General features: G+C 70.6%; 23 protein-coding genes. 7 read left to right on the forward strand and 16 right to left on the reverse strand.

The genetic code is table 11. From position 1 onward, the window contains the following. Positions 1 to 27 precede the first annotated feature (27 nt). The 10 genes from R3F55_08345 to coxB all read right to left on the reverse strand — a co-directional run bounded on the left by R3F55_08345 (position 28) and on the right by coxB (position 9,087). Positions 28 to 1,272 carry a hypothetical protein gene (locus R3F55_08345; protein ID MEZ5667425.1) on the reverse strand — a complete coding sequence of 415 codons (1,245 nt, stop codon included), beginning with the start codon at positions 1,270 to 1,272 and terminating at the stop codon, positions 28 to 30. A gap of 18 nt (positions 1,273 to 1,290) precedes the next feature. After that, complete coding sequence (locus R3F55_08350; GenBank protein ID MEZ5667426.1) at positions 1,291 to 2,802, reverse strand: carboxypeptidase M32; 1,512 nt, start codon at positions 2,800 to 2,802, stop codon at positions 1,291 to 1,293. Further along, entirely contained in the window at positions 2,799 to 3,524 is a 726-nt protein-coding gene (locus R3F55_08355) for an SURF1 family protein (GenBank protein MEZ5667427.1), read from the reverse strand. Before R3F55_08355 ends, R3F55_08350 begins: the two co-directional genes overlap by 4 nt. After that, on the reverse strand, positions 3,511 to 3,861 hold the full coding sequence (locus R3F55_08360; GenBank protein MEZ5667428.1) for a DUF983 domain-containing protein: 351 nt from the start codon (positions 3,859 to 3,861) through the stop codon (positions 3,511 to 3,513). Before R3F55_08360 ends, R3F55_08355 begins: the two co-directional genes overlap by 14 nt. 38 nt (positions 3,862 to 3,899) lie before the next feature. After that, positions 3,900 to 4,721: a cytochrome c oxidase subunit 3 gene (locus R3F55_08365; protein MEZ5667429.1), complete on the reverse strand. Its 822-nt coding sequence runs from the start codon at positions 4,719 to 4,721 to the stop codon at positions 3,900 to 3,902. A gap of 42 nt (positions 4,722 to 4,763) precedes the next feature. Then, entirely contained in the window at positions 4,764 to 5,357 is a 594-nt protein-coding gene (locus R3F55_08370) for a cytochrome c oxidase assembly protein (GenBank protein ID MEZ5667430.1), read from the reverse strand. A 1-nt stretch (position 5,358) separates the two neighbouring features. Next, a complete protein-coding gene (locus R3F55_08375; GenBank protein MEZ5667431.1) occupies positions 5,359 to 5,526 on the reverse strand; it encodes a hypothetical protein in 168 nt (55 codons plus the stop codon). Further along, positions 5,526 to 6,515 carry a heme o synthase gene (locus R3F55_08380; protein MEZ5667432.1) on the reverse strand — a complete coding sequence of 330 codons (990 nt, stop codon included), beginning with the start codon at positions 6,513 to 6,515 and terminating at the stop codon, positions 5,526 to 5,528. Before R3F55_08380 ends, R3F55_08375 begins: the two co-directional genes overlap by 1 nt. A gap of 27 nt (positions 6,516 to 6,542) precedes the next feature. Further along, the gene (gene ctaD / locus R3F55_08385; protein MEZ5667433.1) at positions 6,543 to 8,168 is read right to left on the reverse strand and encodes a cytochrome c oxidase subunit I; all 1,626 of its coding nucleotides are present in this window, start codon (positions 8,166 to 8,168) and stop codon (positions 6,543 to 6,545) included. Between the two features lie 94 nt (positions 8,169 to 8,262). Next, positions 8,263 to 9,087 carry a cytochrome c oxidase subunit II gene (coxB, locus tag R3F55_08390; GenBank protein ID MEZ5667434.1) on the reverse strand — a complete coding sequence of 275 codons (825 nt, stop codon included), beginning with the start codon at positions 9,085 to 9,087 and terminating at the stop codon, positions 8,263 to 8,265. Positions 9,088 to 9,256: 169 nt separating this feature from the next. On the opposite strand from coxB, the gene tldD reads away from it, so the two are divergent. Beyond that, positions 9,257 to 10,690 (forward strand): metalloprotease TldD, encoded by a 1,434-nt coding sequence (gene tldD, locus R3F55_08395; protein ID MEZ5667435.1) that lies wholly within the window; start codon positions 9,257 to 9,259, stop codon positions 10,688 to 10,690. A gap of 10 nt (positions 10,691 to 10,700) precedes the next feature. Here the strand turns inward: tldD and R3F55_08400 are convergent, their stop codons facing one another. The 5 genes from R3F55_08400 to upp all read right to left on the reverse strand — a co-directional run bounded on the left by R3F55_08400 (position 10,701) and on the right by upp (position 16,445). Then, the gene (locus R3F55_08400; GenBank protein ID MEZ5667436.1) at positions 10,701 to 11,639 is read right to left on the reverse strand and encodes a hypothetical protein; all 939 of its coding nucleotides are present in this window, start codon (positions 11,637 to 11,639) and stop codon (positions 10,701 to 10,703) included. Between the two features lie 111 nt (positions 11,640 to 11,750). After that, positions 11,751 to 12,212, reverse strand: a complete 462-nt coding sequence (locus tag R3F55_08405) for an anti-virulence regulator CigR family protein (protein MEZ5667437.1) — start codon at positions 12,210 to 12,212, stop codon at positions 11,751 to 11,753. Continuing rightward, positions 12,209 to 14,224 carry an asparagine synthase (glutamine-hydrolyzing) gene (asnB, locus tag R3F55_08410; GenBank protein MEZ5667438.1) on the reverse strand — a complete coding sequence of 672 codons (2,016 nt, stop codon included), beginning with the start codon at positions 14,222 to 14,224 and terminating at the stop codon, positions 12,209 to 12,211. The genes R3F55_08405 and asnB overlap by 4 nt, the downstream gene beginning before the upstream one ends. 25 nt (positions 14,225 to 14,249) lie before the next feature. Next, on the reverse strand, positions 14,250 to 15,797 hold the full coding sequence (locus R3F55_08415) for a patatin-like phospholipase family protein (protein MEZ5667439.1): 1,548 nt from the start codon (positions 15,795 to 15,797) through the stop codon (positions 14,250 to 14,252). Continuing rightward, the gene (gene upp, locus R3F55_08420; GenBank protein MEZ5667440.1) at positions 15,798 to 16,445 is read right to left on the reverse strand and encodes a uracil phosphoribosyltransferase; all 648 of its coding nucleotides are present in this window, start codon (positions 16,443 to 16,445) and stop codon (positions 15,798 to 15,800) included. Between the two features lie 683 nt (positions 16,446 to 17,128). Here upp and R3F55_08425 point away from each other — a divergent pair. The 6 genes from R3F55_08425 (at position 17,129) to R3F55_08450 (ending at position 25,278) form a co-directional block, all read left to right on the forward strand. Further along, positions 17,129 to 18,502: a 3-deoxy-7-phosphoheptulonate synthase class II gene (locus R3F55_08425; GenBank protein MEZ5667441.1), complete on the forward strand. Its 1,374-nt coding sequence runs from the start codon at positions 17,129 to 17,131 to the stop codon at positions 18,500 to 18,502. Between the two features lie 114 nt (positions 18,503 to 18,616). Continuing rightward, a complete protein-coding gene (locus R3F55_08430) occupies positions 18,617 to 19,747 on the forward strand; it encodes a nicotinate phosphoribosyltransferase (GenBank protein ID MEZ5667442.1) in 1,131 nt (376 codons plus the stop codon). A gap of 688 nt (positions 19,748 to 20,435) precedes the next feature. After that, positions 20,436 to 21,215, forward strand: coding sequence for a nucleoside phosphorylase (locus tag R3F55_08435; protein MEZ5667443.1), 780 nt, complete (start codon positions 20,436 to 20,438; stop codon positions 21,213 to 21,215). Positions 21,216 to 21,693: 478 nt separating this feature from the next. Further along, positions 21,694 to 22,371, forward strand: a complete 678-nt coding sequence (locus tag R3F55_08440; GenBank protein ID MEZ5667444.1) for a VWA domain-containing protein — start codon at positions 21,694 to 21,696, stop codon at positions 22,369 to 22,371. Positions 22,372 to 22,375: 4 nt separating this feature from the next. Further along, positions 22,376 to 23,122, forward strand: a complete 747-nt coding sequence (locus tag R3F55_08445) for a PP2C family serine/threonine-protein phosphatase (GenBank protein MEZ5667445.1) — start codon at positions 22,376 to 22,378, stop codon at positions 23,120 to 23,122. 2 nt (positions 23,123 to 23,124) lie between these two features. Continuing rightward, the gene (locus R3F55_08450; protein MEZ5667446.1) at positions 23,125 to 25,278 is read left to right on the forward strand and encodes a hypothetical protein; all 2,154 of its coding nucleotides are present in this window, start codon (positions 23,125 to 23,127) and stop codon (positions 25,276 to 25,278) included. Positions 25,279 to 25,374: 96 nt separating this feature from the next. Here R3F55_08450 and R3F55_08455 read toward each other — a convergent pair whose 3' ends face one another. After that, the gene (locus R3F55_08455) at positions 25,375 to 26,016 is read right to left on the reverse strand and encodes a TetR/AcrR family transcriptional regulator (GenBank protein ID MEZ5667447.1); all 642 of its coding nucleotides are present in this window, start codon (positions 26,014 to 26,016) and stop codon (positions 25,375 to 25,377) included. Positions 26,017 to 26,111: the final 95 nt, after the last annotated feature.

The following is a 26,111-nucleotide window of genomic DNA, read 5'->3' on the forward strand; positions in this document are numbered from 1 at the left end:
CGCGGCGCAACCGCGGCGCCGGCGCCGTCACGACCGGCTGCCGTCGGCCCCGACCCGCACGATCCAGCCGAGGGTGTCGGCGCCCGGCGTCGCGGCGCCGGTGGCCAGCAGCGAACCGTCGCTGGCCTCGACGACGCTCCAGACGAAGCCGCCGGGCAGATCGGTCAGCGGCTGCGCCCAGCGCACCGTGCCGTCGGGCTGCAGCCGCGCCAGGATCGGCACCGGCTGGTCGCCGACGGTCTCGCCGCCCAGCAGGATGTCGCCGTTGTCGGCGACGTCGAGGGCGTAGAACCCGGCCTCGACCGCGGTCTGGCTCGTCTCCACCACCCGGCCGTCCGCGTCGAGCCAACCCAGAAGCGAGCTCTCGGCGAAGCCCTGCAGGTCGTGGCGCGAGGCGACATAGACGGCGCCGCCGTCCGGCGTCGCCGCGACCCAGTTGCCGTAGATGGTCACGCCGCTGCGCGGCAGCGACAGCAGCCCGCCGGTCAGCCATTGCCGCCAGGACACGCTGCCGTTTTCGTCGAACCGGGCGATCCAGCCGATCGACTTCTCGAAATACTCGTCGCTCGACGAGCCGATCGCGACGGTCGACCCGTCGGCAAGCACGGCCGAGATGTATGCCGCCAGCGTGTGGTCGCGCTCGCGCGCGGCCTCGGTCGCCAGCCAGCGCAGGGCGAGATCGGCGCCGACGCGCGCCACCATCGCCTGGTCGGTCTCGGGCGTGACCGCCACCGTACCGGTCATCGCGAAGCCGCCGTCCGGCAACGCGGCGACGTGGGTCACGCTGCCGCCGGGATAGCCGAGTTCCGCCAGCGTGACCCGGGCGGTCACCGCGCCGGAGTCGTCGACGATGGCCAGGCCGCCGTCGCGCATGTCGACATACGGGTCGAGCGAAACCGCCACCAGCACGCCGCCGTCGTCCAGCGGCACCGGCCACCAGAACTGCGTCACGCGCCCGTCCAGCACGATCTCATGCCGGGCGGCGATGGCGCCGTCCCGGTCGACGCGCAGCAGGAGACCGGCTCCGGCCCCGGTCACTCCGTCCTCGGCATAGCCGGTGACCCAGTAGCCGCCGTCGGCGCGCTCGGCGATGCCGGTCATCTCGGTATAGCCGCCCGTCTCGCCGACGGTCAGCGTGAACGGCGCCAGCGCCACCGGGTCGCCGAACAGGCCCTTCTTGTCGTCGTCCTCGGCCCGCGCAGCGCTGCATGCCAGCGCGGCTGCGGCCAGGCCCAGGCCGACCGTGCGGCGCAGGCGTTCGGGTCGTGACATCGGTCTCGCCTCCCTCGTTCACCCGTCCAGATAGCGCCGGCGCAGATGCGCCATGAACACCGACGGATCCAGCGGCCGCCCGGTCGCCCGCTGCAGGATCGTGTCGGTCGCATAGCGGCTGCCGTGGCCGTGCACGTGGGTGCGCAGCCAGGCCATCAGCGGCGCGAAGTCCCCGCGTCCGATCGCGTCCGGGATCGCCGGATCGGCGCGCACCGCCGCATCGAACAGCTGCGCCGCCGCCATCGCGCCCAGGGTATAGGTCGGGAAATAGCCGAACAAGCCGTCCGGCCAGTGGATGTCCTGCAGGCAGCCGCGACGGTCGTCGGGCGGCGTCACCCCGATCAGCGCCTGCAGGCCCCGGTTCCACTCGCCGGGGACGTCGGCCAGCGGCAGCGCGCCCGCCATCAGCGCCTTTTCCAGCCGATAGCGCAGGATGACATGGGCGGGATAGGTGATCTCGTCGGCGTCGACCCGGATGAAATCCGGCTTCACCCGCGTGTAGAGCCGCGCCAGGTTGTCGGCATCGAGGCCGGGCCGCTCGCCGAACGCCGCGCGGATCCGCCCGGCGGCGAAGCGCAGGAAGGCCGGCGACCGGCACGCCTGCATCTCCACCAACAGGGACTGGCTCTCGTGCAGCGCCATGCTGCAGCTGTGGCCGACCGGCTGGCCGCGCCAGTCGGCCGGAAGGCCGCGCTCGTACATCGCATGCCCGGTCTCGTGCAACACCCCCATCAGGCCGGAGGCGAAGTCGGCCTCGTCGTAGCGCGTGGTGATGCGCACGTCGTCCGGCACCCCGCCGCAGAATGGGTGCAGGCTGACGTCGAGCCGGCCGTGGTCGAAGTCGAAGCCGACCGCCCGCATCAGCGCATGACCCAGCGCCCGCTGGCTCTCGACCGGGAACGGCCCTTCGGGCCTGACCGGCTGCGGCCGGGCCGCCTGGCGCCGCAGGGCGTCATCCAGCAGATCGGGCAGCGCCGCCGCATAGGGCTCGAACACCGCGTCGATCCGCGCCGTGGTCGCACCCGGGTCGTAATCGTCGAGCAGGGCGTCGTACGGCGCGCAGCCGAAGCGCTCGGCCTTCGCCGCGGCGACCTGGCGGACCAGGTCGAGCACGCGCTGCAGCGCGGGCAGCAGCGCAGCGAAGTCGCTCGCCGGCCGCGCCTTGCGCCAGACCATCTCGCAGTCCTTGCAGGCCTGGGTGAACGCCTCCACCAGGTCCGCCGGCACGGCGGTCTCGCCGGCATGGATGCGGCGCATGCGCCGCAGGTTGTCGGCCTGCCAGCCGTCGAGGCCGGCGTCGCCCTCGGCCGCATCGAGCAGGTCGCCGACCGCCGGATCGGTCAGCATGTCGTGGGCGACCCGCTGCAGGGCGACCAGCTGGCGCCCGCGCGCGCCGGCGCCGCCCTCCGGCATCATCGCCGCATAGTCCCACTCCAGCATGCCGGCGGCGTCGAGGATCGCGGACCGGCGGGCGAAGCGCCGTTCGAGCTCGGCATAGGCCGAAACCGGCGGGGTGGCGGCTGCGTTCATCGGTGCATCGGTCCTTTCCGGCTGCGGCGCATGAGCAGCAGATAGATCACGGCAAGCGCCACGGCCAGGGCGAACCAGGTCAGGGCATATTGCAGGTGGTCGTTGCGCAGGTCGATGGCGACGGGCCCGCGCTCCAGTCCATCGGCGACCCATGGAGCGCCGTCGGGCGTCGAGACGGTCTCGGCGCGCAGCAGCGCCGGCACCAGGGCGGGCACGCCGAGTGCCGCGGCCATCGCCGGCCAGTCGAAGCTCTGCCACAGGTTGCCGTTCGGGTCGTTGGCGCCGGTCAGCCAGCCGGGCGGCTCCGGCAGCCGCAGCGCGCCGACGATGCGGACCGGGCCGTCGGGCAGCGGGATCGCCGCGCCGCGCGCGTCGATCGGCAGCCAGCCGAGATCGACCAGCACCGCGCCGTCGCTGCGGCCGACGTCGAACGCCGCCATCGCCCGCAGGCCGGCGCGGCCCGATGCCGAGCCGCCGGGGCGGAACAGCACGCCGGGCGCCGCGACCGTGCCGTCGACCGTCACCCGCAGGAAATCGACTTCGGGGTCGGCGAGGTCGCCGGGCAGTGCCGCCGCCGGCGCGCCGAGCCGCGCCTCGGCCCGCTGGATCAGGTCGGTCTTCCAGCCGAGCCGGACCAGCTGCCAGCTGCCGAGGCCGACCAGGACGGCGATGGCGGCGACCGCCGCCACGGTCAGCCGGAGCCGGTTGCTAGTCGCGCTCAAAGTCGCTGCGGCGGTGCCGGTACTGCAGGGCGATCACATAGGCCTTCAGCGGGCGCAGCAGCGCCAGCGTCAGCGCCAGGGTGACGACGGGCCAGATCGCGACGTGCACCCAATAGGGCGGCGCGAAGGTGACCTCGGTCCAGATCGCCAGCCCGACGATCAGCGCGCCGAGCACGAAGATGAGGAACACGGCGGGGCCGTCGCCGCTGTCGTTCTTGGCCAGCGCCAGCCCGCAGCTGTCGCACCGTTCGACGATCTTGAGGTAGCCGTCGAACAGCCTGCCCCGCCCGCAGCGCGGGCAGGTGCAGCTGAACGCGGTCGCCAGCGGTGTCGGCATGCGCCGGGCCCGTCAGCAGGCGCCGGCGCGCCCAAGCCTCAGTTGCCGCCCCACCAGTAGACGGCGGCGAACAGGAACAGCCAGACCACGTCGACGAAGTGCCAGTACCAGGCCGCCGCCTCGAAGCCGACATGCTGGGTCGGCTTGAAGTGCCCGGCCACGGCCCGGAAGAAGCAGACGACCAGAATGAGCGTGCCGACGATCACGTGGAAGCCGTGGAAGCCGGTGGCCATGAAGAAGGTCGACGGATAGATGCCCTCGCGGAAGCCGAAGGCGGCGTGGCTGTATTCGATCGCCTGCAGCGCGGTGAAGCTCAGGCCCAGCAGCACGGTGAGCCCGAGGCCGTAGACCACGTGCGGGCGGTTGTCGTGCAGCAGCGCCTCATGCGCCCAGGTCACGGTCACGCCCGACAGCAGCAGGATCAGCGTGTTCATGAACGGCAGGTCGAAGGCCTCGAACGCCTCGACGCCGACCGGCGGCCAGACGCCGCCGGTGTGCTCGACCCGCGCATACTGGTTCGGCTCGTCGACGAACAGGCTGGCGTCGAAGAACGCCCAGAAGAACGCGGCGAAGAACATCACCTCCGAGGCGATGAACAGCGCCATGCCGTAGCGGTGGCCCAGCGACACCACCGGGTTGTGGTGGCCCTTGTACTCGGCCTCCTTCACCACGTCGCGCCACCACAGGAACATGGTCAGCAGCACCAGCAGGAAGCCCAGGATCAGCACCCAGGCGATGTCCTCGTGCATGAACAGCAACGCGCCCACCGCCAGCGTGCCGCCGGCCAGCGCCCCCACCAGCGGCCACGGGCTCGGGTCGACCAGGTGGTAGGGGTGGTTCGGTTTCGCGTGATCTGCCATGGGATCGGGCCCTGCTGGTTCGGTGGTGGTGCCGAGCGGCGGCTAGTTGTAGCTGCCGGAGTCGGGCGAGGCGAGCGCACTGCTCTGCGTCATACCGTCCCCGGCGGCGCGAAAGAAGCTGTAGGACAGCGTGATCGTGGTGACGTCGTCAAGATTGCGGTCTTCGGCGATCGCCGGGTCGACATAGAAGGTGACGCCCATGTCGGCGACCTGGCCCGGTGCCAGCGTCTGCTCGGTGAAGCAGAAGCAGTCGAGCTTGACGAAATACTGGCCAGCCTTATCGGGCGTCACGTTGAAGGTGGCGGATCCGGTGGTCGTCGTCTGCGCCAGGTTCTCGGCCCGATAGAAGGCGAGCGCATTCTCGCCGACCCGCAGGTCGATGGTGCGCTCGACCGGCTGGAACGACCAGGGCAGCGCCGGGTTGACGTCCGCATTGAACCGGATGGTGATGGTGCGGTCGAGCACCGGCCGCGCGGCGCCGCCGGTCCGGTCGACCTGGGTGGTGCCGCCATAGCCGGTGACCCGGCAGAACAGGTCGTAGAGCGGCACCGCGGCGAACGACAGGCCCGCCATGCCGACGACGACGCCGGCCAGCAGCAGTGCGGTGCGCCCCTGTCCGCGTGTCCGCGCCGCCATCTCAGCCGGCCCCCGGCACGGCTTCGAACTTCACCAGCGTCACCACGTAGATCAGGACGACGAACGCCAGCAGAGCGACGAGAACCGCCAGGTTGCGCTGTCGGCGCCGGCGCTCGAACGCCTCCTTCTCCCGATCCGCGGGGCGCGGCGACGCGGGCGAGGTCGACATCACGCGCCCATCGCGGCCACAAGGTCGGCCAGCGGCGCGGTCAGACCCAGCCCGCCGTCGACCAGCACCAGCACGAACAGGCCGAACAGGTAGAGGATGGAGAAACCGAACATCCGCTTCGCCGGCCGGTGGATCGCGGGGTCGCCGATCTCGACGTCCGCCGTCCGCAGCACGATCCAGGCATGGCGCAGGAAATTGGCGCCGAGCAGCAGCGCGCCGCCGAGATAGAGCCAACCGGCGATGCCGAGGAAGGCCGGCGCGGCAGCGATCGGCAGCAGCAGCACGGTGTAGACGAACATCTGCCGCTTGGTCTCGCGCACCCCGGCGACCACCGGCAGCATCGGAATGCCGGCCTTGGCGTAGTCGATCTTGCGGAACAGCGCCAACGCCCAGAAATGCGGCGGCGTCCAGAAGAAGATCAGCGCGAACAGCGCCAGCGACGGCAGGCCGATGTCGCCGCTGACCGCGGCCCAGCCGATCATCGGCGGAAAGGCGCCGGCGGCGCCGCCGATCACGATGTTCTGCGGCGTCCGCCGCTTCAGCCAAATGGTGTAGACGAAGACGTAGAAGCCGATGGTCAGCGCCAGCATGCCGGCCGCCGCCCAGTTCAGCGCCAGCCCCATCGTCATTACGGCGAAGACCGAAAGGATCACGCCGAAGGCCAGCGCCTCCTCCGGCGCGATCCGGCCGGTCGGGATCGGCCGGCCGCTGGTGCGCGCCATCACCGCGTCGATGTCGCGGTCGTACCACATGTTGATCGCGCCCGACGCGCCCGCGCCGACCGCGATGCACAGCACCGCGACGATCGACAGTGCCGGATGCAGTGTACCGGGTGCGACCGCCATGCCGGCGATCGCGGTCAGCAGCACCAGCGACATCACCCGCGGCTTCAGCAGCACGAGATAGTCGCCGACGGTCGCGACGCTGGGCGCCGCGACCGCGTCGTCTGCGGCGCGCTGTGCGCCCGGCGTATAGGTTGCGTCGGTCAACGCATGCGTCCGTCAGTCAGGCCCGGCTCAGTGGTGATGGGCGCTCTGCCCGAAGCGCGGCAGCTCGTTGTAGGTGTGGAACGGCGGCGGCGAGCTGACCGTCCACTCCAGCGATGTGGCGCCCTGGCCCCAGTAGTTGTCGCCGACCCGGCGCCCGGCAAACAGCGTGTAGATCGCGACCAGCACGAAGAACAGGGTCGAGGCGAAGGCGATGTAGGCGCCGATCGACGAGACCATGTTCCAGCCGGCGAACGCGTCCGGATAGTCGGGATAGCGCCGCGGCATGCCCTGCAGGCCGAGGAAGTGCTGCGGGAAGAACACCAGGTTGACGCCGATGAAGGTGGTCCAGAAGTGCAGCTTGCCGGCCCATTCCGGATACTGGCGCCCGGTCATCTTGCCGATCCAGTAGTAGAAGCCGGCGAAGATCGCGAACACCGCGCCCAGGCTGAGGACGTAGTGGAAGTGCGCGACCACGTAGTAGGTGTCGTGCAGGGCCACGTCCATGCCGGCGTTGGCCAGCACCACGCCGGTGACGCCGCCGATGGTGAACAGGAAGATGAAGCCGATCGCCCACAGCATCGGCGTCGAGAAGGTGATCGAACCGCCCCACATGGTGGCGATCCAGGAGAAGATCTTCACCCCGGTCGGCACCGCGATCACCATCGTCGCCGCGGTGAAATAGGCCCGGGTGTCGACGTCCAGCCCGGCCATGTACATGTGGTGGGCCCACACGATGAAGCCGACGAAGCCGATCGCCACCATGGCGTAGGCCATGCCGAGATAGCCGAAGATCGGCTTGCGCGAGAAGGTGGAGATGATGTGGCTGACGATCCCGAACGCCGGCAGGATCATGATGTAGACCTCGGGGTGCCCGAAGAACCAGAACAGGTGCTGGAACAGGATCGGGTCGCCGCCGCTCTCGGCCACGAAGAAGGCGGTGCCGAAGTTGCGGTCGGTCAGCAGCATGGTGATGGCGCCGCCGAGCACCGGCAGCGACAGCAGCAGCAGGAAGGCGGTGACCAGGATCGACCAGGCGAACAGCGGCATCCGGTGCAGCGTCATGCCCGGCGCGCGCATGTTCAGGATGGTGGTGATGAAGTTGATCGCGCCCAGGATCGACGAGGCGCCGGCGAGGTGCAGCGAGAAGATCGCCATGTCGACCGAATAGCCGCTCTGGCCGCCGGGCCCGGCACTGGACAGCGGCGGATAGATGGTCCAGCCGGTGCCGGCGCCGTCGCCGACGAAGGCCGAGGCGACGAGCAGGCCGAACGACGGGATCAGCAGCCAGAAGCTGATGTTGTTCATGCGCGGGAACGCCATGTCCGGCGCGCCGATCATCAGCGGCACGAACCAGTTGCCGAACCCGCCGATCAGTGCCGGCATGACCACGAAGAACACCATGATCAGGCCGTGGGCGGTGATGTAGACGTTCCACTGCTGGCCGTCGGCGACGTATTGCAGGCCCGGGTCCTGCAGCTCCATCCGCATCAGGATGGAGAAGACGCCGCCGATCAGCCCGGCGACGACCGCGAACAGCAGGTACAGCGTGCCGATGTCCTTGTGGTTGGTCGACGCGAACCAGCGTACGAAGAACGACGGCTTGTGGTCGTGATGATCATGCGCGCCGGCTGCTGCGTCATGTCCGTGTGCCATCGTGTCACCCTCTGTCCTAGCTGATGGCGCTGGTTGCGCCGGTCGTTCCGTCGAATTGTGCGTTGTCGCGCCTTAGCCGGCCGCGCCGGTGCGTTCAGTCCAGGGCCGCCACGCTGGTCGGCTGCTCCGACTCGATCCCCAACTCCGCCTGCTTCTCGGCGACCCACTGGGCGAATGCATCCTGGCTGACCACGTGGATCTCGATCGGCATGAAGGCGTGGTCCTTGCCGCACAGTTCCGAGCACTGGCCGTAATAGACGCCTTCCGCGGTCGCGTTGAACCAGCTCTCGTTGGTCCGGCCCTTGACCGCGTCCATCTTCACCGCGAATGCCGGCATCGCGAAGGAATGCAGCACGTCCTGCGACGTGATCAGCAGCTGGACGTTGGTGTCGACCGGAACCACCAGCGGGTTGTTGACCGACAGCAGCCGCGGCTGGCCTTCGGCCAGCTGGTCGTCCGGCAGCATGTTGCTGAGGAATCCGATCCCGCCCTGGTCCGGATATTCGTAGGACCAGTACCACTGGTTGCCGGTCACCTTGATCGTCAGCTCCGGGTTCTCGGTGCGGTCCAGGAAATACAGCAGGCTGAACGACGGGATCGCGAGCAGCACCAGGATGACGACCGGCACCACCGTCCACGCCACCTCGATCAGCGTGTTGTGAGTCGTCTGCGACGGGTTCGGATTGCGCGACGCGCGGAACCGCCACATCACATAGCCGAGCAGCGCCGTGACGAAGACGGCGATCAAGATGATCACCCACAGCAGGAGCTCGTGAAACGAATGCAGCTGCTCGGCGCCCGGAGTCGCCGCGTCCTGCATGTAGATGCCCCAGTCCTCCGGCTGCGCCGCCAGGGCCGCGCCGGCGCCGATCACCGTGGTCGTGATGGCAGCAAGGGCCGCCGGCATCCGTTTCAGCACGCTATCGCTCCCGCATAGGCAAAAGGAATTGGCCTGGGCATTCGCCATACCCCGGATCGCGGCTTATAATAATGCCAAAGCCCGCGCCCCGATGCGGCATATTGTCCAAAAACGGCCCGGTTCGCCAGCGCATCCTGCCGCGGCGAGGCCCACAGCCAGGAGAGCGCCGATGACGCATCTGACCCGCACCGACGAGCTGTTCTTCACCCGCGCCGGCCTCGACCGCGCGCGGGTGGAAGGCATCGTCGGCGACGCCCTGAACCGGGCCGACGACGGCGAGCTCTATCTCGAATACACCCAGTCGGAGAGCCTGGTCTTCGACGACGGCCAGCTGAAGAGCGCGAGCTTCGACACCGCCCAGGGATTCGGCATCCGCGCGGTGGCCGGCCAAGCGGTCGGCTATGCGCATTCCGGCGCGCTGGACGAAGCCGCGATCCGGCGCGCCGCCGGCACGGTGCAGGCGGTGCTGGCCGGCCACGGCGGCGTGGCGGCCGACGACCCGATCGGCACCAACGCGCAGCTCTATGCCGACGACAACCCGCTGTCGGCGGTGCCGTTCGACGAGAAGGTGGCGCTGCTGCAGCAGGTCGACGCCTATGCCCGCACGCGCGACAAGCGCGTGCGCCAGGTGATCGCCAGCCTCAGCGGCGAATGGTCGGCGGTGCAGATCATCCGCGCGGACGGCTGGCGCGGCGCCGACGTCCGCCCGCTGGTGCGGCTCAACGTGTCGGTCGTCGTCGGCGAGGGCGACCGCATGGAAACCGGCAGCATGGGCGCCGGCGGCCGGGTGTCATACGACCTCTACCTGCGGCCGGAGACCTGGCAGGCGCAGGTCGACGAGGCGCTGCGCCAGGCCCTGGTCAACCTCGGCTCGGTCGACGCCCCGGCCGGCGAGATGAAGGTGGTGCTGGGCAACGGCTGGCCCGGAATCCTGCTGCACGAGGCGATCGGCCACGGGCTGGAGGGCGACTTCAACCGCAAGAAGACCAGCGCCTTCGCCGGGCTGATGGGCCAGCGCGTCGCCGCGCCCGGCGTGACCGTGGTCGACGACGGCACCCTGCCCGACCGGCGCGGCTCGCTGACCATCGACGACGAGGGCACCCCGACCGGCCGTACCACGCTGATCGAGGACGGCATCCTGGTCGGCTACATGCAGGACCGGCAGAACGCCCGGCTGATGGGCGCGAAGCCGACGGGCAACGGCCGGCGCCAGTCCTATGCGCACGTGCCGATGCCGCGGATGACCAACACGGTTATGGCCAACGGCGCCCACGACCCGCAGGAGATCATCGCATCGGTCGACCGCGGCCTGTTCGCGGTCAACTTCGGCGGCGGCCAGGTCGACATCACCTCCGGCAAGTTCGTGTTCTCCGCCTCGGAGGCCTATCTGATCGAGGGCGGGCGCATCGGCCGCGCGGTCAAGGGCGCCACGCTGATCGGCAACGGCCCGGACGTGCTGACCCGGGTGTCGATGATCGGCAACGACATGGCGCTCGACCCCGGCGTCGGCACCTGCGGCAAGGAGGGTCAGGGCGTGCCGGTCGGCGTCGGCCAGCCGACCATGCTGGTCGAGGGCCTGACCGTGGGCGGCACCGCCCGGTAGCCGCGTTCGCCTACTCGCCGACCACCGGGCGCTGGTCGATGACGAAATCGGTCAGCCGCGAATCGGCGACGGCCAGCGTCAGCTGCGTCCAGGCATCGGCCTCGTAGAAGGCGGTCATCAGCGTTTCGACGTCGGCGATGCGCAGCAGCTGGCGGGCGCGGTCCTCGCGCGCCGCGCCGGTGCCGGCGACCAGGTCGCCGAGCGCGACCAGGAACTGCATGTTCAGCGTGAAGGTCACCCGCTGGCGCGGGGCGTCGTCGCGCGCCGGCACGATCATGCGCAGCGTGCCGGCGCGCAGCTGGCCGGCGGCGCTGAGCACCGAGACCTCGACATCGCTGATGAACGAGCCGGTCGCGTCCGCGTCGGGCGACGGATAGGGCACCTTCAGGAAGATCTGGCCCGCGAAGCCGGTGCGCGCCCCGCCGCCTTCGACCAGATAGGCGAAATCGGACCGGATGTTGTCGATGTTCTCGCCGAGCCGTCCCAGCAGCATGTCGGTACGGTGGTTGGACGCGTCGATGCGCTGCTGCAGGGCGGCGAACTGGGCGGCCAGGCCGTCGGCCGCGCCGCGGCTCTGTTCCGCCGCCGCCTCGGTCGCCGACGCCTGCGCCGCCAGCCGGGCAAGGGTGGCGTCGATCGAGTCGATCCGGGCCGACAGGCCGGCCAGCTCCGCCGTCAGCCGCGCGTCCAGGCTGCGCCGCTCCGCCGCCTCGCCGGTGATCAGCACGATCGCGACGGCGGCGAGGATGCCGCCGAGGCCGAGGATCGCGCCGACGGTCCAGCGCAACGCGCCGCCCTGGCGGTCCTGCAGGCGGCGCACCTCGGCATCGAAGCCGGCGGCGCGCCGTTCCAGCGCCAGCGTCGCCTGGCGCAGCGCGTCCAGCGCCTGCTCCGCGCCTTCGACGCGTGCCTCGCGCAGCCGCAGTTCCTGTTCCGCCGGCACGGTCATGGATGCCCCGACCCCAGCAGGAAGACCGATCGAGCCGCAGTCTAGACGATTGCGGCCGGTCGGCGATAGCCGGCCGCAAGCAGACGTGAATGCCGCCGCGCGGCGCCCGGGTCAGGGCAGCAGGATGCGGGCGAGATCGCTGACCAGCCCGCTGGTCAGTTCGATCAGCACCAGGTCCTCGCCGACGACGAAGCGGCCATAGCCGGCCGGCACGGGCGGCAGGGTGGCGGCCAGCGCCGGCGGCAGCGCCTGCATGGCGATGCCGGGCGGCAGCGCCTTGCCGCGCGCCAGGTTGCGCGCGATGCCGGGCGGCAGCGCGGAATAGCGCAGGAATGCGCTCGGATTGGCCGCGAACCAGTCGTTGACCAGGCCGACGGTGACGTTGTCGAGGTGGAGCAGCGCGCCGCCGGGGCCATATGTCACGCCGTTGCCGCCCGACAGATTGCCGCCGAGGGCATGGCTGCCCGGCGGACCGCCGGCGTGATCCGGCCGGTGGTGCGCGGACGCCGGGACCGCCGCGGCCGCCAGGGCCAGCGCCAGGCCAGCCGCGCCGCAACCGTGTATCGCTCTCATCGCTTCACCCCTCGATCTGTCGGGCAGGGCCTGAACGATGCGGCCGGATTGCGGCCGAACTGCGGCGGGAATGCGGCCGCCGGCCTAGGCTGCCGCGACGCCGTCGACCCCGAAGCGGCGGTACCACAGCGCCAGCGACAGCAGGTTCCACAGCTTGACCTGCAGCCCGCCCGCCTGGCGGTGCCGCGCCAGCAGCGCTCGGCAGGGGTCCGGCCGCAGGATGCCGTCGCGGAAGATCGGGCCGGTGTCGACCTCATGGGCGAAGGCATCGCCCAGGTCGGCCTGCAGCCATTCGGCGATCGGCGGCTGGAAGCCCATCTTCGGGCGGCGGATGATGGTCTCCGGCAGATAGGGCCCGGCGACGGCGCGCAGCAGCCCCTTGGTCTCCGGCGCCGCGCCGGGTGCGGCACGCCCAGCATGGCGCCGGGAAGCGCCAGCGCCAGCTCGACCACCCGGCGGTCGAGGAACGGCGCGCGCGCCTCCAGCGAATGCGCCATCGACATCTTGTCGACCCGCATCAACAGCTTCTCCGCCACCCGCGAGCGCAGGTCCGAGGTGCTGACCAGTTTCAGGATGTCGTCGCCGGCCGCGGCGGCGAAGCCGGCCTGCAGGTCGGCGATCACCGCCGCCGGATGCGGCCGCGCCGCCAGCGCCGGGCCGTCGCCCAGCAGCGCGCGCATCTCGGGCAGGTCGAAGCCGGTCTCGTGGGTCAGGAACAGGGTGTCGAGGTCGACCAGCCGGCGGGCGACGTCGGCGTGGCGCCCGCGCCCGGTGCGCGCCATCAGCCAGGCCAGCGCCGCGCTCTCCAGCCGACGCAGCGGCCGCGGCACCGCGCGGTTCAGCCGCCACAGCCTGGCCAGCCGGCCGTACTGGAAATAGCCGGGATAGCCGAGGAACAGCTCGTCGGCGCCTTCGCCGACCAGCGCGACGACGACGCCGTGGCCGCGCAGGCCCCGGCTGGTCCAGTAGGCGTTGATGCTGGCCGGGTCGGCGATCGGTTCGTCGGCGTGATAGGGATATTCCTCCAGGCCGTCGCGCGCCTGCACGTGGTTCATCGGCACGCGGTGCAGCCGGGCGCCGCAGTGCTTGGCGACGATCTCGGCGAACGGCGCCTCGTCGCGGTCGGGCAGCTCCGGATAGGTGATGGTGAAGGCGTCGACCGGCCGGTCGCTGCGCCGCTGCATCATCGCCACCACCAGCGAGCTGTCGAGCCCGCCGCTGAGATAGGCGCCGATCGGCACGTCGGCGACCATGCGGTCGGCGACGGCGGATTCCAGCGTTGTGCGCACCTGCGCCACCGCCGCCGCGTGGTCGGCCGGCACCGGGGTGTCGCCGGCGAGCGGGCGCCAGTAGCGCTCCACGCGCGGCGGGCCGGCACGGCCGACGACCATCGCCTCGCCCGGCGCCAGCTTGCCGATGCCGGCGAACAGCGTGCGCGGCGGCATCACGAACTGCAGGGCCAGATACTGCTGCAGCGCCACCGGGTCGATCGCCCGGCCGATCTCCGGCGCCAGCAGCAGCGCCTTGATCTCAGAGGCGACGTAGAGCCGTTCGCCGGCCCAGGCGTAATAGAGCGGCTTCTTGCCCGCCGGGTCGCGGGCGAGGATCAGTTCGCCGCCGCGTTCGTCCCAGGCGGCGAGCGCGAACATGCCGATCATCTTGCGCAGGAAGGCGGTGCCGTCGCGGCGCAGCCCGGCCAGCACCACCTCGGTGTCGGTGCCGGAGCGGAACCGGTGGCCGTCGCGCTCCAGCTCGGCGCGCAGGCCGGCGAAGTTATAGACCTCGCCGTTGTAGGCGATTGTCATGCCGTCGGCGGCCATCGGCATGTGGCCGGCCACCGACAGGTCGATGATCGCCAGCCGCCGGCTGGCCAGGCCGACCTGGCCGTCGTCGAGCAGCGCGTCGCCGGCATCGTCGGGACCGCGATGGACGATGGCATCGCGCATCCGCCTCAGCAGCGCCGGCTCGACCGGCCTGCCGCCCCGGTCGAACACCGCAATCAGACCGCACATGGCGCGGCACCGTTCGGTTTGAGCATTAGTGTACCAGTCGCGCGCAGGTGTCGGCGATGCGCTCGTATGCGGGCATGTGCCCGCCGAGGTCGGCGACCAGCCGCGCGAAGTCGGGGTTGGCGGCAAGCAGCGGCCCGGCGATCCGGATCAGCGCCCCGGTTTCGCGCGGATCGATTGTCCAGCTGGTCGGGATCGCCTTGAACCGGTCGCGGCAGGCGGCGCCGTCGATCAGCTCGAAGTCGATCACCAGGCCGAACCGGTCGAGATCGGGCGCGCCGACGGCGAGCGCAGGCGTCCGTTCCTCGCCGTCCTTCTCGACGCTCCGGCCGTTGTTCGACAGCTCCGCGCGGTAGTCCGCCGCGCCCTGGTCGATCATCGCCTTCAGCCGGCTGACCAGGCTCAGCGAGGCGGCATTGATCGGACTGCTGATCGTCGCGGTCAGCATGGTGAACAGCCCCGGCGCGGCGCCGGACTGGTCGATGCCGAAATCCTGTTCGACCCGGGCCGAGACCACGACCACGACGATCCGCGTGATCCGGCCGCTGACGATCTCGGGCAGGTAGAACGGCGCCACCTCCTGGGTCGAGATCAGCCGCAGCGGCTCGCTGAGCCCGAGATTGTCGACGATGCCGCCGTCGAGCAGGTGGATCCATGCCGTGCGCCGGTCCGCCGGCAGCGGGCTGCAGGCGCCATCGGCGGTGCAGTCCAGGTTCAGGTAGGCCAGCGCGGTGCGCGCGCGCTGCAGGCGCTCGATGCTGCGGTGGCGGTCGAAGTCGAGACCGTCGGCCACCCAGCCCGCCCAGGCGGGCAGCGTCGGCGCGTCGCCTTCGCCGATGTCCTGTTGCGGACAGGGCGCGTTGTCGCGAACCGCCAGCGGCGCGAACGCCATCGGCACCGCCGCGGAGGCGGCGACCGCGTCGGCCAGCCTGAAGGCGCTCAGGTCGGCGCAGATCAGGTCGAACCAGGGCTGGGTGAAGGCGAAGGTCGTGCCCTTGCTCATGTCGGCGGCGTTGACGATCAGGTAGGGACGCCGTCCGGCCAGGTCGGCATAGGTGGCGTCGCCGAACAGCGCGTCGCGCAGATAGTCGATCACCCAGTCGAGCCGCGTGTAGCCGGGGCCGACCAGCTGGGCCAGATTGACCGGGTCGAGCCCGTTGGCGAGCAGCGCGGCATTCCCGCTCTGGCGCAGGAACGACTGCTCGAGCGTCTCGAAGCCCGCGCGGCCGCGCAGCGCATAGTAGGCCGCGGTGACGCTGCCGCCGGACACGGAGGAGATCACGTCGACCTCGTCGAGCATGGTGCGGCCGCCGGGCAGCACGACCTCGTCGAGGGCCTGGAGGGTGCCGAGGGTCAGCGCCGCAGCGCGCTGGCCGCCGCCGGATGCGGTGACGATGAACAGCGTTGCAGGATCGGGATCGCCGTCGTCCGGCGCGACATAGTCCATGCTGCGATCGCCGGTCAGGGGCGTCGTGCGCGGCGGCGTCGCGCAGGCGGCCGCGGCCGCCGAAACGGCAAGCGCGGCAAGCCGCAGGAGCAGCCGGTCGACCCCGACCCGCTTGCCGGACCGACCCATCTAGCGCGTGCCGAACAGCCTGTCGCCCGCGTCGCCGAGCCCGGGCACGATATACGCCTTTTCGTTAAGATGGCTGTCCAGCGCGGCGGTGTAGACCGCCACGTCCGGGTGGGTCTCCGCCATCACCTTCACGCCCTCCGGCGCGGAAACCAGGGCGAGGAACAGGATGTTGGCGTCCTCGACCCCCCAGCGGTTGAGCACGTCGATGGCATAGGCGGCCGAATAGCCGGTCGCCAGCATCGGGTCGACCAGGATGAAGGTGCGGCCGTCCGCCTCCGGCAGCTTGACCAGATACTCGACCGGCCGCTTGGTCTTCGGGTCGCGGTAGAGGCCGATATGGCCGACGCGGGCGGTCGGCACCAGCTCGAGCAGCCCTTCCGCCATGCCGAGGCCGGCGCGCAGGATCGGCACCACCGCCAGCTTCTTGCCGGCGATCACCGGCGCGTCCATCTCCGCCAGCGGCGTCTCGATCCGCTTGGTCGCGATCGGCAGGTTGCGGGTCACCTCGTAGCCCATCAGCAGCGCGATCTCCTTCAGCAGCGCGCGGAACTTGATGGTGCTGGTGTCGCGGTCGCGCATGATGCTGAGCTTGTGCGCGATCAGCGGGTGATCGAGGACGTGCAAGTTCGGGTGCAGCGTTTCGGCCATCGGCGTTCCGTCTTGTTCTGAGTCGCGGTGAGGGCGGCGGGTGGCGCGGACAGTAGCGGCCATCCCGCGGCCGGCGCAATGTGACAAAGGCGGCCCGGCGAGCGGCGGGCGGCGCAAGCGTTCCGTGCGCGCCGAAACCCGATCATTGCGCACGAATGTCGCAGCTGCGCTGCAACCGGGCCGCGTCGCACTCGCAATCCGGGACCGGATTTTCGTGTCGAATCTGTAATTTAGAGGCGGATGCCTCATGCAATGCAGCCGAATGCGTCCGCAGCACCGGCGGATTTGTATCGAATTGTATCTAGAAGTCTTACAAATGCTTTCTTGTGTCGGAAGGGGCTTTCGGGCCCAATATCCGGGCGATGTCGACACGGATCCGCCACGTATGGCGGGTCGGGAGGCGATCGATCGGGGGACACGATCGCCCCACCGACATCGCAATCCGCTGGGGGGCGGTGGCGGGAGGGAACAAGCGTTCCCTCCCGCCTGCATTTGGGGGAATGCATGCCCAGCTTTGCGGCGACAGGGTTAACGAACCCTTAACGGCCCGCCGCTTCTTGGTCGCCGCCGCCCGATTTCACGGTTTCGCTGGATTCGGACCGGCGCTTTACCTATAGGTCGTGGCCCGCCGCCGCTGGGAAAGCCGCGGCCGGCGGACCAGGGGCGCGAGGGGGAAAGCAGCCATGGCAGCGAAATGGAGCCCGGACAGCTGGCGCACGCACACCGCGCGCCAGATCCCGAACTACCCGGACCAGGATGCCCTGCACCATGCGGAGCGCGAGCTGGCGAGCTTCCCGCCGCTGGTGTTCGCCGGCGAGGCGCGGGCGCTGACCGACCGGCTGGCCGACGTCGCCGAGGGCCGCGCGATCCTGCTGCAGGGCGGCGACTGCGCCGAGAGCTTCCACGAGTTCCGCGCCAACGACATCCGCGACACCCTGAAGGTGCTGTTGCAGATGACCGTGGTGCTGATGTGGGGCACCGGGCTGCCGGTGGTGAAGGTCGGCCGGCTGGCCGGCCAGTTCGCCAAGCCGCGCTCGGCCGACACCGAGACCATCGACGGCGTCGAGCTGCCCAGCTATCGCGGCGATATCGTCAACGACATCGGCTTCACCGCCGCGTCGCGCACGCCCGACCCCGACCGCATGGTCCAGGCCTACAACCAGTCGGCGGCGACGCTGAACCTGCTGCGCGCCTTCACCCGCGGCGGCTTCGCCGACCTGCACCAGGTGCACAGCTGGACGCTGGACTTCCTGGCCGACAGCCCGGCCGGCGCCCGCTTCGCCAAGGTGGCCGAGCAGATCGGCGAGGCGCTGGAGTTCATGCGCGCCTGCGGCATCGACGAGCATGTGCCGCAGGTCTCCGAGGCCGAGTTCTTCACCTCGCACGAGGCGCTGCTGCTGCCCTATGAGCAGGCGCTGACCCGGCAGGACAGCCTGACCGGCCGCTGGTACGACACCTCCGCCCACATGATCTGGATCGGCGAGCGCACCCGCCAGCCCGACGGCGCCCATGTCGAGTTCTGCCGCGGGGTCGAGAACCCGATCGGGCTGAAATGCGGGCCGACCATGACCGGCGACGAGCTCATCGCCCTGATCGACCTGCTCAACCCCGGCAACATCCCCGGCCGGCTGACCCTGATCACCCGGATGGGCGCCGACAGGATCGAGGCCGGCCTGCCGCCGCTGGTCCGCGCGGTGCAGCGCGAGGGCCGCCACGTGGTGTGGTCGTGCGACCCGATGCACGGCAACACGCTGAAGTCGGCCACCGGCTACAAGACCCGCCCGGTCGACCGGGTGCTCAGCGAGGTGCGCGGCTTCTTCGCCGTCCACCACGCCGAGGGCAGCCACCCCGGCGGCGTCCATTTCGAGATGACCGGCCGCGACGTCACCGAATGCATCGGCGGCGCCCAGGCGATCACCGAGGAGCAGCTGGCCGACCGCTATCACACCTATTGCGACCCGCGGCTGAACGGCAGCCAGGCGCTGGAGCTGGCCTTCCTCATCGCCGAGGAACGCCGGCGCAGCCGCAACGCCGCCCGGCTGGCCGCGGCGTCCTGACCCCGGCGCCCGGCCCGGCCGCCGCCGCAGCCGCTGCCGGGTTGGGCGCCGCAGCCGAAGTTCAACGCCACTGGCACCCCCACCATGTCCGCCACCACGTCAAGCGAGGGCCGGATGTCTCCCAACGAGCAGGAGGTCGGCCGCCTGACCGACCAGTATTTCAACCGCACCAAGGCGATCATCGGCCGCTATGGCGACACGACGGTCACCTACGCCATCTTCATGCGCCGCCCGGTGGTCTCCGCGCCGCGGCTGGCGCTGGAGTGGCTGGCCGAGGTGACCCGCCAGCGCGGGGTCGAGATCGCGGTCGACCTGCGCTATGCCGAGAGCCGCTGGGTCGGCGCCGGCGAGCCGATGATGTACATCACCGGCCCGTTCTTCCACCTGGTCGACCTCGAGACCATCCTGCTGCAGAAGATCGGCCCGGCCTGCGTCGCCGCCTACAACGCCTTCACCATGTGCTCCGAGCTGCCCTATGTCGCCTTCATGGCGATGGACGCGCGCCACTGCGCCGGGCGCGAGATGGCCGAGCTGATGGCCTATGCCGCCAGCGTCGGCTCGGAGCGGGCCAAGCGCAAGCAGGGCGCGGTCGGCTTCACCGGCAACGCCAACGACGAGACCGCGCATTTCTTCGGCATCGACCGCGGCCGCGGCACCATGCCCCACGCGCTGATCGGCTATGCCGGCTCCACCGTGCGCGCCGCCGAGATGTTCCACGAGACCTTCCCCGACGAGGCGCTGGTGGTGCTGACCGACTATTTCGGCAGGGAGGTCAGCGACGGCCTGGCGGTGTGCGAGCGCTTCCCCGAGCTGGCCCGCGAGGGCAAGCTGTCGGTGCGGCTCGACACCGGCGGCGGCCGCTTCTGCGAAGGCCTCGACACCCAGGCCTCCTACGCGGTGCTGGAGCGCAACGCGCCCGACGCCATCCGCGGCTATCGCAGCGAGTCCGAGCTGCGGCACCTGATCGGCACCGGCGTCTCCGCCGCCGCGATCTGGCACATGCGCGAGCAGCTGAACCAGGCCGGCTGGAACAAGGTCAAGATCGTCGCCTCGTCCGGCTTCGGCCCGGCCAAGTGCCGGGTGATGGCCATCGCCCAAGTCCCGGTCGACGTGATCGGCTCCGGCTCCTACCTGCCCGAGATCTGGTCCGAAACCTACGCCACCGCGGACATCGTCGAATACGCCGGCGTCGAGCGGGTCAAGGTGGGCCGGGAGTTCTTGCTCAGGAAGCAGGCGGGGGGGTAGGCGCGGGCGGTCCACCTCTGAGCCAACGGGTTGCTGCCAATGCGACCTCGCGGAACTTGCGGAATGTAGCCCGGATGCAGCGAAGCGCAATCCGGGGCCGCCTGCGTTCGTGTTCCGACCGCCGACCCGGATTGCGCTGACGCTCCATCCGGGCTCTACGCGCGGCTGAACCCCCTGCAATCGCCGGCTGCACTGATTGCCTTTCCATGAGAAACGGGTTCAGCGCAAAACACCGCTACGGTGAGCGCAATACGCTACGGGCAAGGGTAGCATCCGCACAGAGTAACCCATCACTGCCATGGCGCGCCGGATCATGCCTGGCTGATCGACAACCCGCAGCTGGTGCTGCGGTCCGTCCGCACTGTTCGTTGGCCGTCACCAGAAGGCCGACGATGAAGGGAGCCCGCCTTGGCACTGCTGGGTTTATACGGGGACACGATACCTAAATCCGCGTGTGCGACAACAATGGCGGAGACGCAGCAAGTAGCCCGGATTCCGCTCCGCTCCATCCGGGTTACGCGCCGGCATCGGCGCGCGAACGGTGCGGGGGCGAGGCTTTCGTGGCCGGCGGCGGCGGCGCGGCGTAGCGTGGGCGCGGCGTGCGGCCCTGCCGAAGTGCGGGCAGGCGCCGCGCGCCGCCGGCGACGTGCGGCCGGCACCCGAAGGCCGACGATGAAAGGAGCCCGCCTTGGCACTGCTGAAACTGCCGAAATATGTCGAGCTGCCGGGCGGCGTCGCGCCGATCGTCGGCTGCCGCAAGGGCGACATCGCGCCGCTGGTGATCCTCACCAACTTCCGCGATCACGTCCACCGCAGCGCCGCCGTGCTCGACGCGGTCACCTTCCGCACCGATGCCGGCTGGGAGGTGTCCACGCTGACCGGGCCCTATCGCGGCACACCGGTCACGGTCTGCTCCGCCGGCATCGGCGCCGGCGCCACCGCCAACGTGATGGAGGACCTGATCAACCTGGGCGGCAAGGTGTTCGTCCAGATCGGCGCGACCGGGGCGATCCAACAGCGGATCGGCATGGGCGACGTGGTGATCCCGACCGCCGCCGTGCGCGACGAGGGCACCTCGCGCTACTACGCGCCGAAGCAATACCCGGCGGTTGCCGACTATCGCGTGGTGGCGGCGCTGGCCGCGGCGGCGCGCAAGGCCGGCAACACGGTCCACACCGGCATCGTCCGCACCACCGACGGCTTCTACGCCTCGCAGCGGATCGAGAAATACGTCGCGCGCTACAACGCCATCGGCGTGCTCAGCGTCGAGCAGGAGGTGGCCGCGATCCTGACGGTGGCGAGCTGCCGCGGCTGCCACGCCGGCGCGACCCTGCTGGCGATCGGCAACCTGGTCACCGGCCAGCACAGCTTCAACGGCGACCGGCCGGACCTGGTCGAGACCGCGTGGTTCGAGCAGATCCACTTCGCCCTCGACGCCCTGCTCGCCCTCAAGGACGATCTGGTCTGAACCGAGCCGCGCCGCCCGCGGCTTCGCTGCGGTTGACACGGTGCGTTTCACGTGAAACATTTCATGAACATTCGAGGTTGCGGCCGGCGCCGGCAGCCGGTCGGTCGGCCGGGCGGCGTTGGAGCCGGCGCCGCCGCGGCGGCGCGTTCCGGGGCCCGGCGACGCGGCGCGGTGGGCGCGGTCACAACCCGGACATGAACGGCTTGTCATGGCGCGCATCCGATGCAACCATCGATATCGGCAGGGTGCGATCCGCTACGACCGGAACGATTGCGGCGCGGGGCCGTCGCGGCGGCCTCGGTCCGCCCGGAGCGCGGATCGCGCGGGGAAGCGCGAGCGCGGATCGCACGGGGAAGCGCGAGCGCGGATCGCACGGGGAAGCGCGAGCGCGGATCGCGCGGGCAAGCACGAGCGCGGATCGCGCGGGCAAGCACGAGCGCGGATCGCGCGGGGGAATGCGGCACGGAGCGACGGCAGGATGAGCGATTTCGAGCAACAGCCCTTTGTCGATGCGGAATTCGCCAGCAACCCCGAGCACAGATGCCCGGTGGTGCTGCTGCTCGACACCTCGCAATCCATGGCCGGCGCGCCGATCGCGCAGCTCAACGAGGGGATGCTGGCGTTCCACAACGACCTGCTGAACGATTCGCTCGCCGCGAAGCGGGTCGAGGTGGCCGTCATCTCCTTCGGGCCGGTGACGATCCAGCACGACTACGCCACGGTCGACAGCTTCGTTCCGGAACCGCTGCTTGCCGGCGGCAATACGCCGATGGGCGAGGCCATCGTCACCGGGCTGGACCTGCTGCGCGAGCGCAAGGACCAGTATCGCGCCAACGGGATCAAATACTACCGGCCCTGGGTGTTCCTGATCACCGACGGCGCGCCGACCGACGGCTGGTCCGAGGCGCGGCGCCGCGTCCAGGAGGGCGAGGCGCGCAAGGAGTTCATGTTCTATGCCGTCGGTGTCGAGAACGCGAACATGGAGATCCTCGCCAAGATCGCGACGCGCGAGCCGCTGAAGCTGAAAGGCCTGGCCTTCAGCGAGCTGTTCCGCTGGCTGTCCAGCTCGCTGAGCGCGGTGTCGCAGTCGAACGTGGACGACAAGGTCGCGCTGGCCAACCCGACCGGGCCCGACGGCTGGGCGGAAGCGGGCTGACGCGATGGCGTGGCGCTGGGCCGCCGCGTCGGCGATCGGCACCGCTCACATCCGCGCCGGCCTGCGCCTGCAGGACGCGCTTGCCGTCGCGGCCTGCGGGCCGGCCCACGTGCTGGCGGTCGTCGCCGACGGGGCGGGCAGCGCCGCCTATGGCAGCCATGGCGCATGGCTTGCGTGCCGCCATCTCAACACCGCGTTCCGCGCGTGGGTGGCGGCGAACGACGGCCTGCCCGACGACGAGACCCTGGCCGGCTGGATCGGCGACCTGCGCGGCCGCATCGCGGCGGCGGCCGACCGGCGCGACTGTGCGCCCAGGCAGTTCGCGGCCACCCTGGCCGCCGTGCTGGTGGCACCCGGCGGGGCGCTGGCCCTGCACGTCGGCGACAGCGCCATCGTCGGCCGGCGCGACGCGGACTGGGAGATCGTCTGCTGGCCGGAGAACGGCGAGTATGCGGCCACCACCTACTTCATCACCGACGATCCGGCACCGCGGCTGAACATCGTCCGCCTGCCGCCGGCGCACGACGCGTTCGCGCTGTTCACCGACGGGATCGGCGACCTGGCGCTCGACCATGCCGGGCGCCGGGCCCACCGGAGGTTCTTCGACCCGATGATCGGGCCGGTCGACAGGGCGGACGCCGCCGGCCGGCTGCCCGAACTGTCGGCGAAGCTGCGTGGCTATCTGGCCGGGCCGTCCGTCTGCGCGCGCACCGACGACGACAAGACGCTGGTGCTGATGTCGGCGGCCTGACCATGCAGCGCATCGTCGTCGGGGACCAGCGCTTCGCCATCGGCCAGCTGATCGGCAAGGGCGGCGAGGGCGAGGTCTATGCGCTGGCCGACGGCGCCGGCATCGCGGCCAAGATCTACAACGCCGACCTGCGCGCCGGGCGCGAGGAGAAGATTCGCGCGATGGTCGGCCAGGGGCTGGCCGCCGGCACCGATCTCGTCGCCTATCCCGGCAAGATCGTGACCGATCTCAGCGGCAACTTCCTCGGCTTCGTCATGCGGCTGGTCTCGGGCTACCGGCCGATGCACGAGCTGTACAGCCCGAAGTCGCGCCAGCGGCACTTCGTTCGCGCGGATTATCGCTTCGTCGTCCGCGCCGCGCTGAACATCGCGCGGGCGGTGGGCACGGTACACCGGGCCGGCTGCGTGATCGGCGATCTCAACCATTCCGGCGTGCTGGTCTCGCAGGACGCCACGGTAGCGCTGATCGACGCCGACAGCTTCCAGTTCCAGGCCGACGGCAAGACCTTCCCCTGCGTCGTCGGCGTGCCGGACTTCACGCCGCCGGAACTGCACGGCGCCCGGCTGGACGCGGTGGCCCGGACCGCCGCGCACGACAATTTCGGCCTGGCCGTGGCCATCTTCCACCTGCTGTTCGCCGGCCGCCATCCCTATGCCGGCGTCTACAAGGGGCCGGACACCTCGATCGGCGAGGCGATCGCGCAGAACCGGTTCGCCTATTCCCTCGTCCGCCGGAAGGCGACCAGGACGAGCCCGCCGCCCGGGGCCCTGACCCTGGAATCCTTCCCGGAACCGGTCTCGACCGCCTTCGAGCACGCGTTCGGGCTGGATCCGGCCGCCCGTCCGGATGCGGCCGCATGGGTGGCCGCACTGGGCGCGCTGGAAGGCGCCCTCGACCGGTGCGGCAGGGTCGGCACGCACCACTACCCCAGCGCGGCCGCGCGGTGCGTGTGGTGCGAGCTGGCGACGCGCAGCGGCTTCGACATGTTCCCGGACATGGCGGCGACGCCGCTGCCGCAGACGAGCGCGATCGACGTCGGCCGGGCGATCCGCGAGCTGTCGGCGGTGCGCCTGCCCACGCTGGCCAAGCTGCTGCCGCCGCCGACGGCGGCGAGCGGCGAACGCAGCCAGACGATGAAGGCAGCACGGGGCGAGCGGCGCTATCGCACGATCGCCGGGCTGTTGCTGGTGGCGGGCGCCGCGGCCGCGTTCCGATACGTCCCCGAGGCATGGTTCATCACGCTCGGCCTTGGCGCCTGGGGCCTGAAGCTGGCGGTCGACCGGCGGATCGACCCGGCGCCGTTCCTGCGCGCGTTCGAGACCGCGGACAAGAACCTGCAGCATGCGCTCGACGGCTTCGTGCGGCGAATCCGCCTGTCGGACGTCATCGCGGCGCACGCCGATGCCGAGGCCGCGATCGCCAGGTACCGCACCTTCGACGCGGACTTCGCCAACGCGCTGGCCGAGCACAAGACGACGCGCGAGGCGCGGCAGCTGCGAGCCCATCTCGACCGGTTCGAGATTCGCCAGGCCGCCATTCCGGGCATCGGGCCCGCCAAGACCGCGACGTTGATCTCGTTCGGCATCGAGACCGCGGCCGACGTGAATGCGGAGGCCGTGCTGCAGGTTCCGGGCTTCGGCGAAGCGATGGCCGGCAAGCTGATGGACTGGCGGCGCGGGCACGAGGCCCGCTTCCGCTACGACCCCAGGCCGAACGCGCAGGATGTCGCGGACGAACAGGCCCTGCGCACCGCGTTCGCCAACGAAAAGGCCGCCCTGGTCGCCACCATCGCGGCCGGGCTGAGCACCATGCGCGGCGCAGGCATTCACATGGACGCGCTGCCGGCGATGGCCCACAGCGATGCCGCGCTTTCGCACGCGGTCGACCTGCGCACGCAGGCCGAGAACGAGCTGCGGCTGCTGGGCGCCACCGTTCCCAAGTCGGCCGTCTCGCTCAGAACCGTGACCCGGTTCCAGCCGAGCCCGCCGTCCCGGGCCCCGGCAGGAGCGGCCGGGCCGATCAAGCCTCGCCGCGGCAGGTCGCGCATCAGCCCGGACTGTCCGAAATGCCGGGCCCCGATGCGGCGCAACCCGGATCGCAACGGTCCGACCTGGGTGTGCGCGCGCCGCCCGCGCTGCCGCGGCACGCGACCCTGACGGCCGCGACGTCGTCGCCACGGCGGCGGGGATGCGCGGCCACCGGCGGACCGGCGTCGGGCGGCGCCGTCGGTTCGGTGCCGGCGGATCGGCGCGCTACTGCACCCAGCCGGGCGGGTCGAGCAGGAAGTCCTGCACCGCCGCCGCCGAATCCAGCGGCAGCAGATCCCTGCGATCGGTCAGGATCTCGGCATAGTAGGGAATGTTCTGCAGGCGCTGTTCCAGCGTCTCGGTGATCTGCATCGCGTTGTAGCCGGCCTGGTGAAAATAGGTGACCCGGGCCCGGATCAGTGCCGACCGCCCCTCGAAACCCATCGCTTCGAATACGGCGCGAAGCTGGTCGATCCTGAAGATCTCGATGTCCCGCAGAACCTCCGCCGTTCTCGGGTCGCTGTGGGCCCACTCCCGAATGGCGTTGTCGTAGCGCGGATTGAACTCGTCCTCGAGCACCAGGGTCCGGACATAGGCGAGATACTGTCGCATGCCGCTGGGGCCGGCCGCCGCGATCGAGCGGGTGAACGGATCGGTGTTGCGTCGCGCCCAGTCCTGCCGGATGTCCTCCAGCAGGTCCTCCAGCTTGCGGTACTGCCAATAGAAGGCGCCGGTCGTGGCGCCAAGCGATTCCGAGAGCGCCCGCAAGCGAATGCCGGCGATGCCCTTCTCGATCAGCACGCGCCGGCCGGCGCCGATCCAGTCTTCCCGGCTGAGCCCGCGCTGTTCCTGACCAGGGTCCGTCATTCGCATCCCCAGAACCTTCGACATCCGTCGCATCCGCATCATTCCCGTTGACACACTTTCGCACATAACGCACGTTATGGAAGCGAGGATAACAA

The organism is Alphaproteobacteria bacterium (assembly GCA_041396705.1).
Taxonomy (GTDB): domain Bacteria; phylum Pseudomonadota; class Alphaproteobacteria; order CALKHQ01; family CALKHQ01; genus CALKHQ01.

Excerpts from the sequence above, each read along its gene's own strand:
- R3F55_08345 (MEZ5667425.1), bottom strand. The coding sequence starts at position 1,272 with ATGTCACGACCCGAACGCCTGCGCCGCACGGTCGGCCTGGGCCTGGCC.
- R3F55_08350 (MEZ5667426.1), bottom strand. The coding sequence starts at position 2,802 with ATGAACGCAGCCGCCACCCCGCCGGTTTCGGCCTATGCCGAGCTCGAA.
- R3F55_08360 (MEZ5667428.1), bottom strand. The coding sequence starts at position 3,861 with ATGCCGACACCGCTGGCGACCGCGTTCAGCTGCACCTGCCCGCGCTGC.
- R3F55_08365 (MEZ5667429.1), bottom strand. The coding sequence starts at position 4,721 with ATGGCAGATCACGCGAAACCGAACCACCCCTACCACCTGGTCGACCCG.
- R3F55_08370 (MEZ5667430.1), bottom strand. The coding sequence starts at position 5,357 with ATGGCGGCGCGGACACGCGGACAGGGGCGCACCGCACTGCTGCTGGCC.
- R3F55_08375 (MEZ5667431.1), bottom strand. The coding sequence starts at position 5,526 with ATGTCGACCTCGCCCGCGTCGCCGCGCCCCGCGGATCGGGAGAAGGAG.
- ctaD (MEZ5667433.1), bottom strand. The coding sequence starts at position 8,168 with ATGGCACACGGACATGACGCAGCAGCCGGCGCGCATGATCATCACGAC.
- tldD (MEZ5667435.1), top strand. The coding sequence starts at position 9,257 with ATGACGCATCTGACCCGCACCGACGAGCTGTTCTTCACCCGCGCCGGC.
- R3F55_08400 (MEZ5667436.1), bottom strand. The coding sequence starts at position 11,639 with ATGACCGTGCCGGCGGAACAGGAACTGCGGCTGCGCGAGGCACGCGTC.
- R3F55_08405 (MEZ5667437.1), bottom strand. The coding sequence starts at position 12,212 with ATGAGAGCGATACACGGTTGCGGCGCGGCTGGCCTGGCGCTGGCCCTG.
- asnB (MEZ5667438.1), bottom strand. The coding sequence starts at position 14,224 with ATGTGCGGTCTGATTGCGGTGTTCGACCGGGGCGGCAGGCCGGTCGAG.
- R3F55_08415 (MEZ5667439.1), bottom strand. The coding sequence starts at position 15,797 with ATGGGTCGGTCCGGCAAGCGGGTCGGGGTCGACCGGCTGCTCCTGCGG.
- upp (MEZ5667440.1), bottom strand. The coding sequence starts at position 16,445 with ATGGCCGAAACGCTGCACCCGAACTTGCACGTCCTCGATCACCCGCTG.
- R3F55_08425 (MEZ5667441.1), top strand. The coding sequence starts at position 17,129 with ATGGCAGCGAAATGGAGCCCGGACAGCTGGCGCACGCACACCGCGCGC.
- R3F55_08430 (MEZ5667442.1), top strand. The coding sequence starts at position 18,617 with ATGTCTCCCAACGAGCAGGAGGTCGGCCGCCTGACCGACCAGTATTTC.
- R3F55_08440 (MEZ5667444.1), top strand. The coding sequence starts at position 21,694 with ATGAGCGATTTCGAGCAACAGCCCTTTGTCGATGCGGAATTCGCCAGC.
- R3F55_08445 (MEZ5667445.1), top strand. The coding sequence starts at position 22,376 with ATGGCGTGGCGCTGGGCCGCCGCGTCGGCGATCGGCACCGCTCACATC.
- R3F55_08450 (MEZ5667446.1), top strand. The coding sequence starts at position 23,125 with ATGCAGCGCATCGTCGTCGGGGACCAGCGCTTCGCCATCGGCCAGCTG.
- R3F55_08455 (MEZ5667447.1), bottom strand. The coding sequence starts at position 26,016 with ATGACGGACCCTGGTCAGGAACAGCGCGGGCTCAGCCGGGAAGACTGG.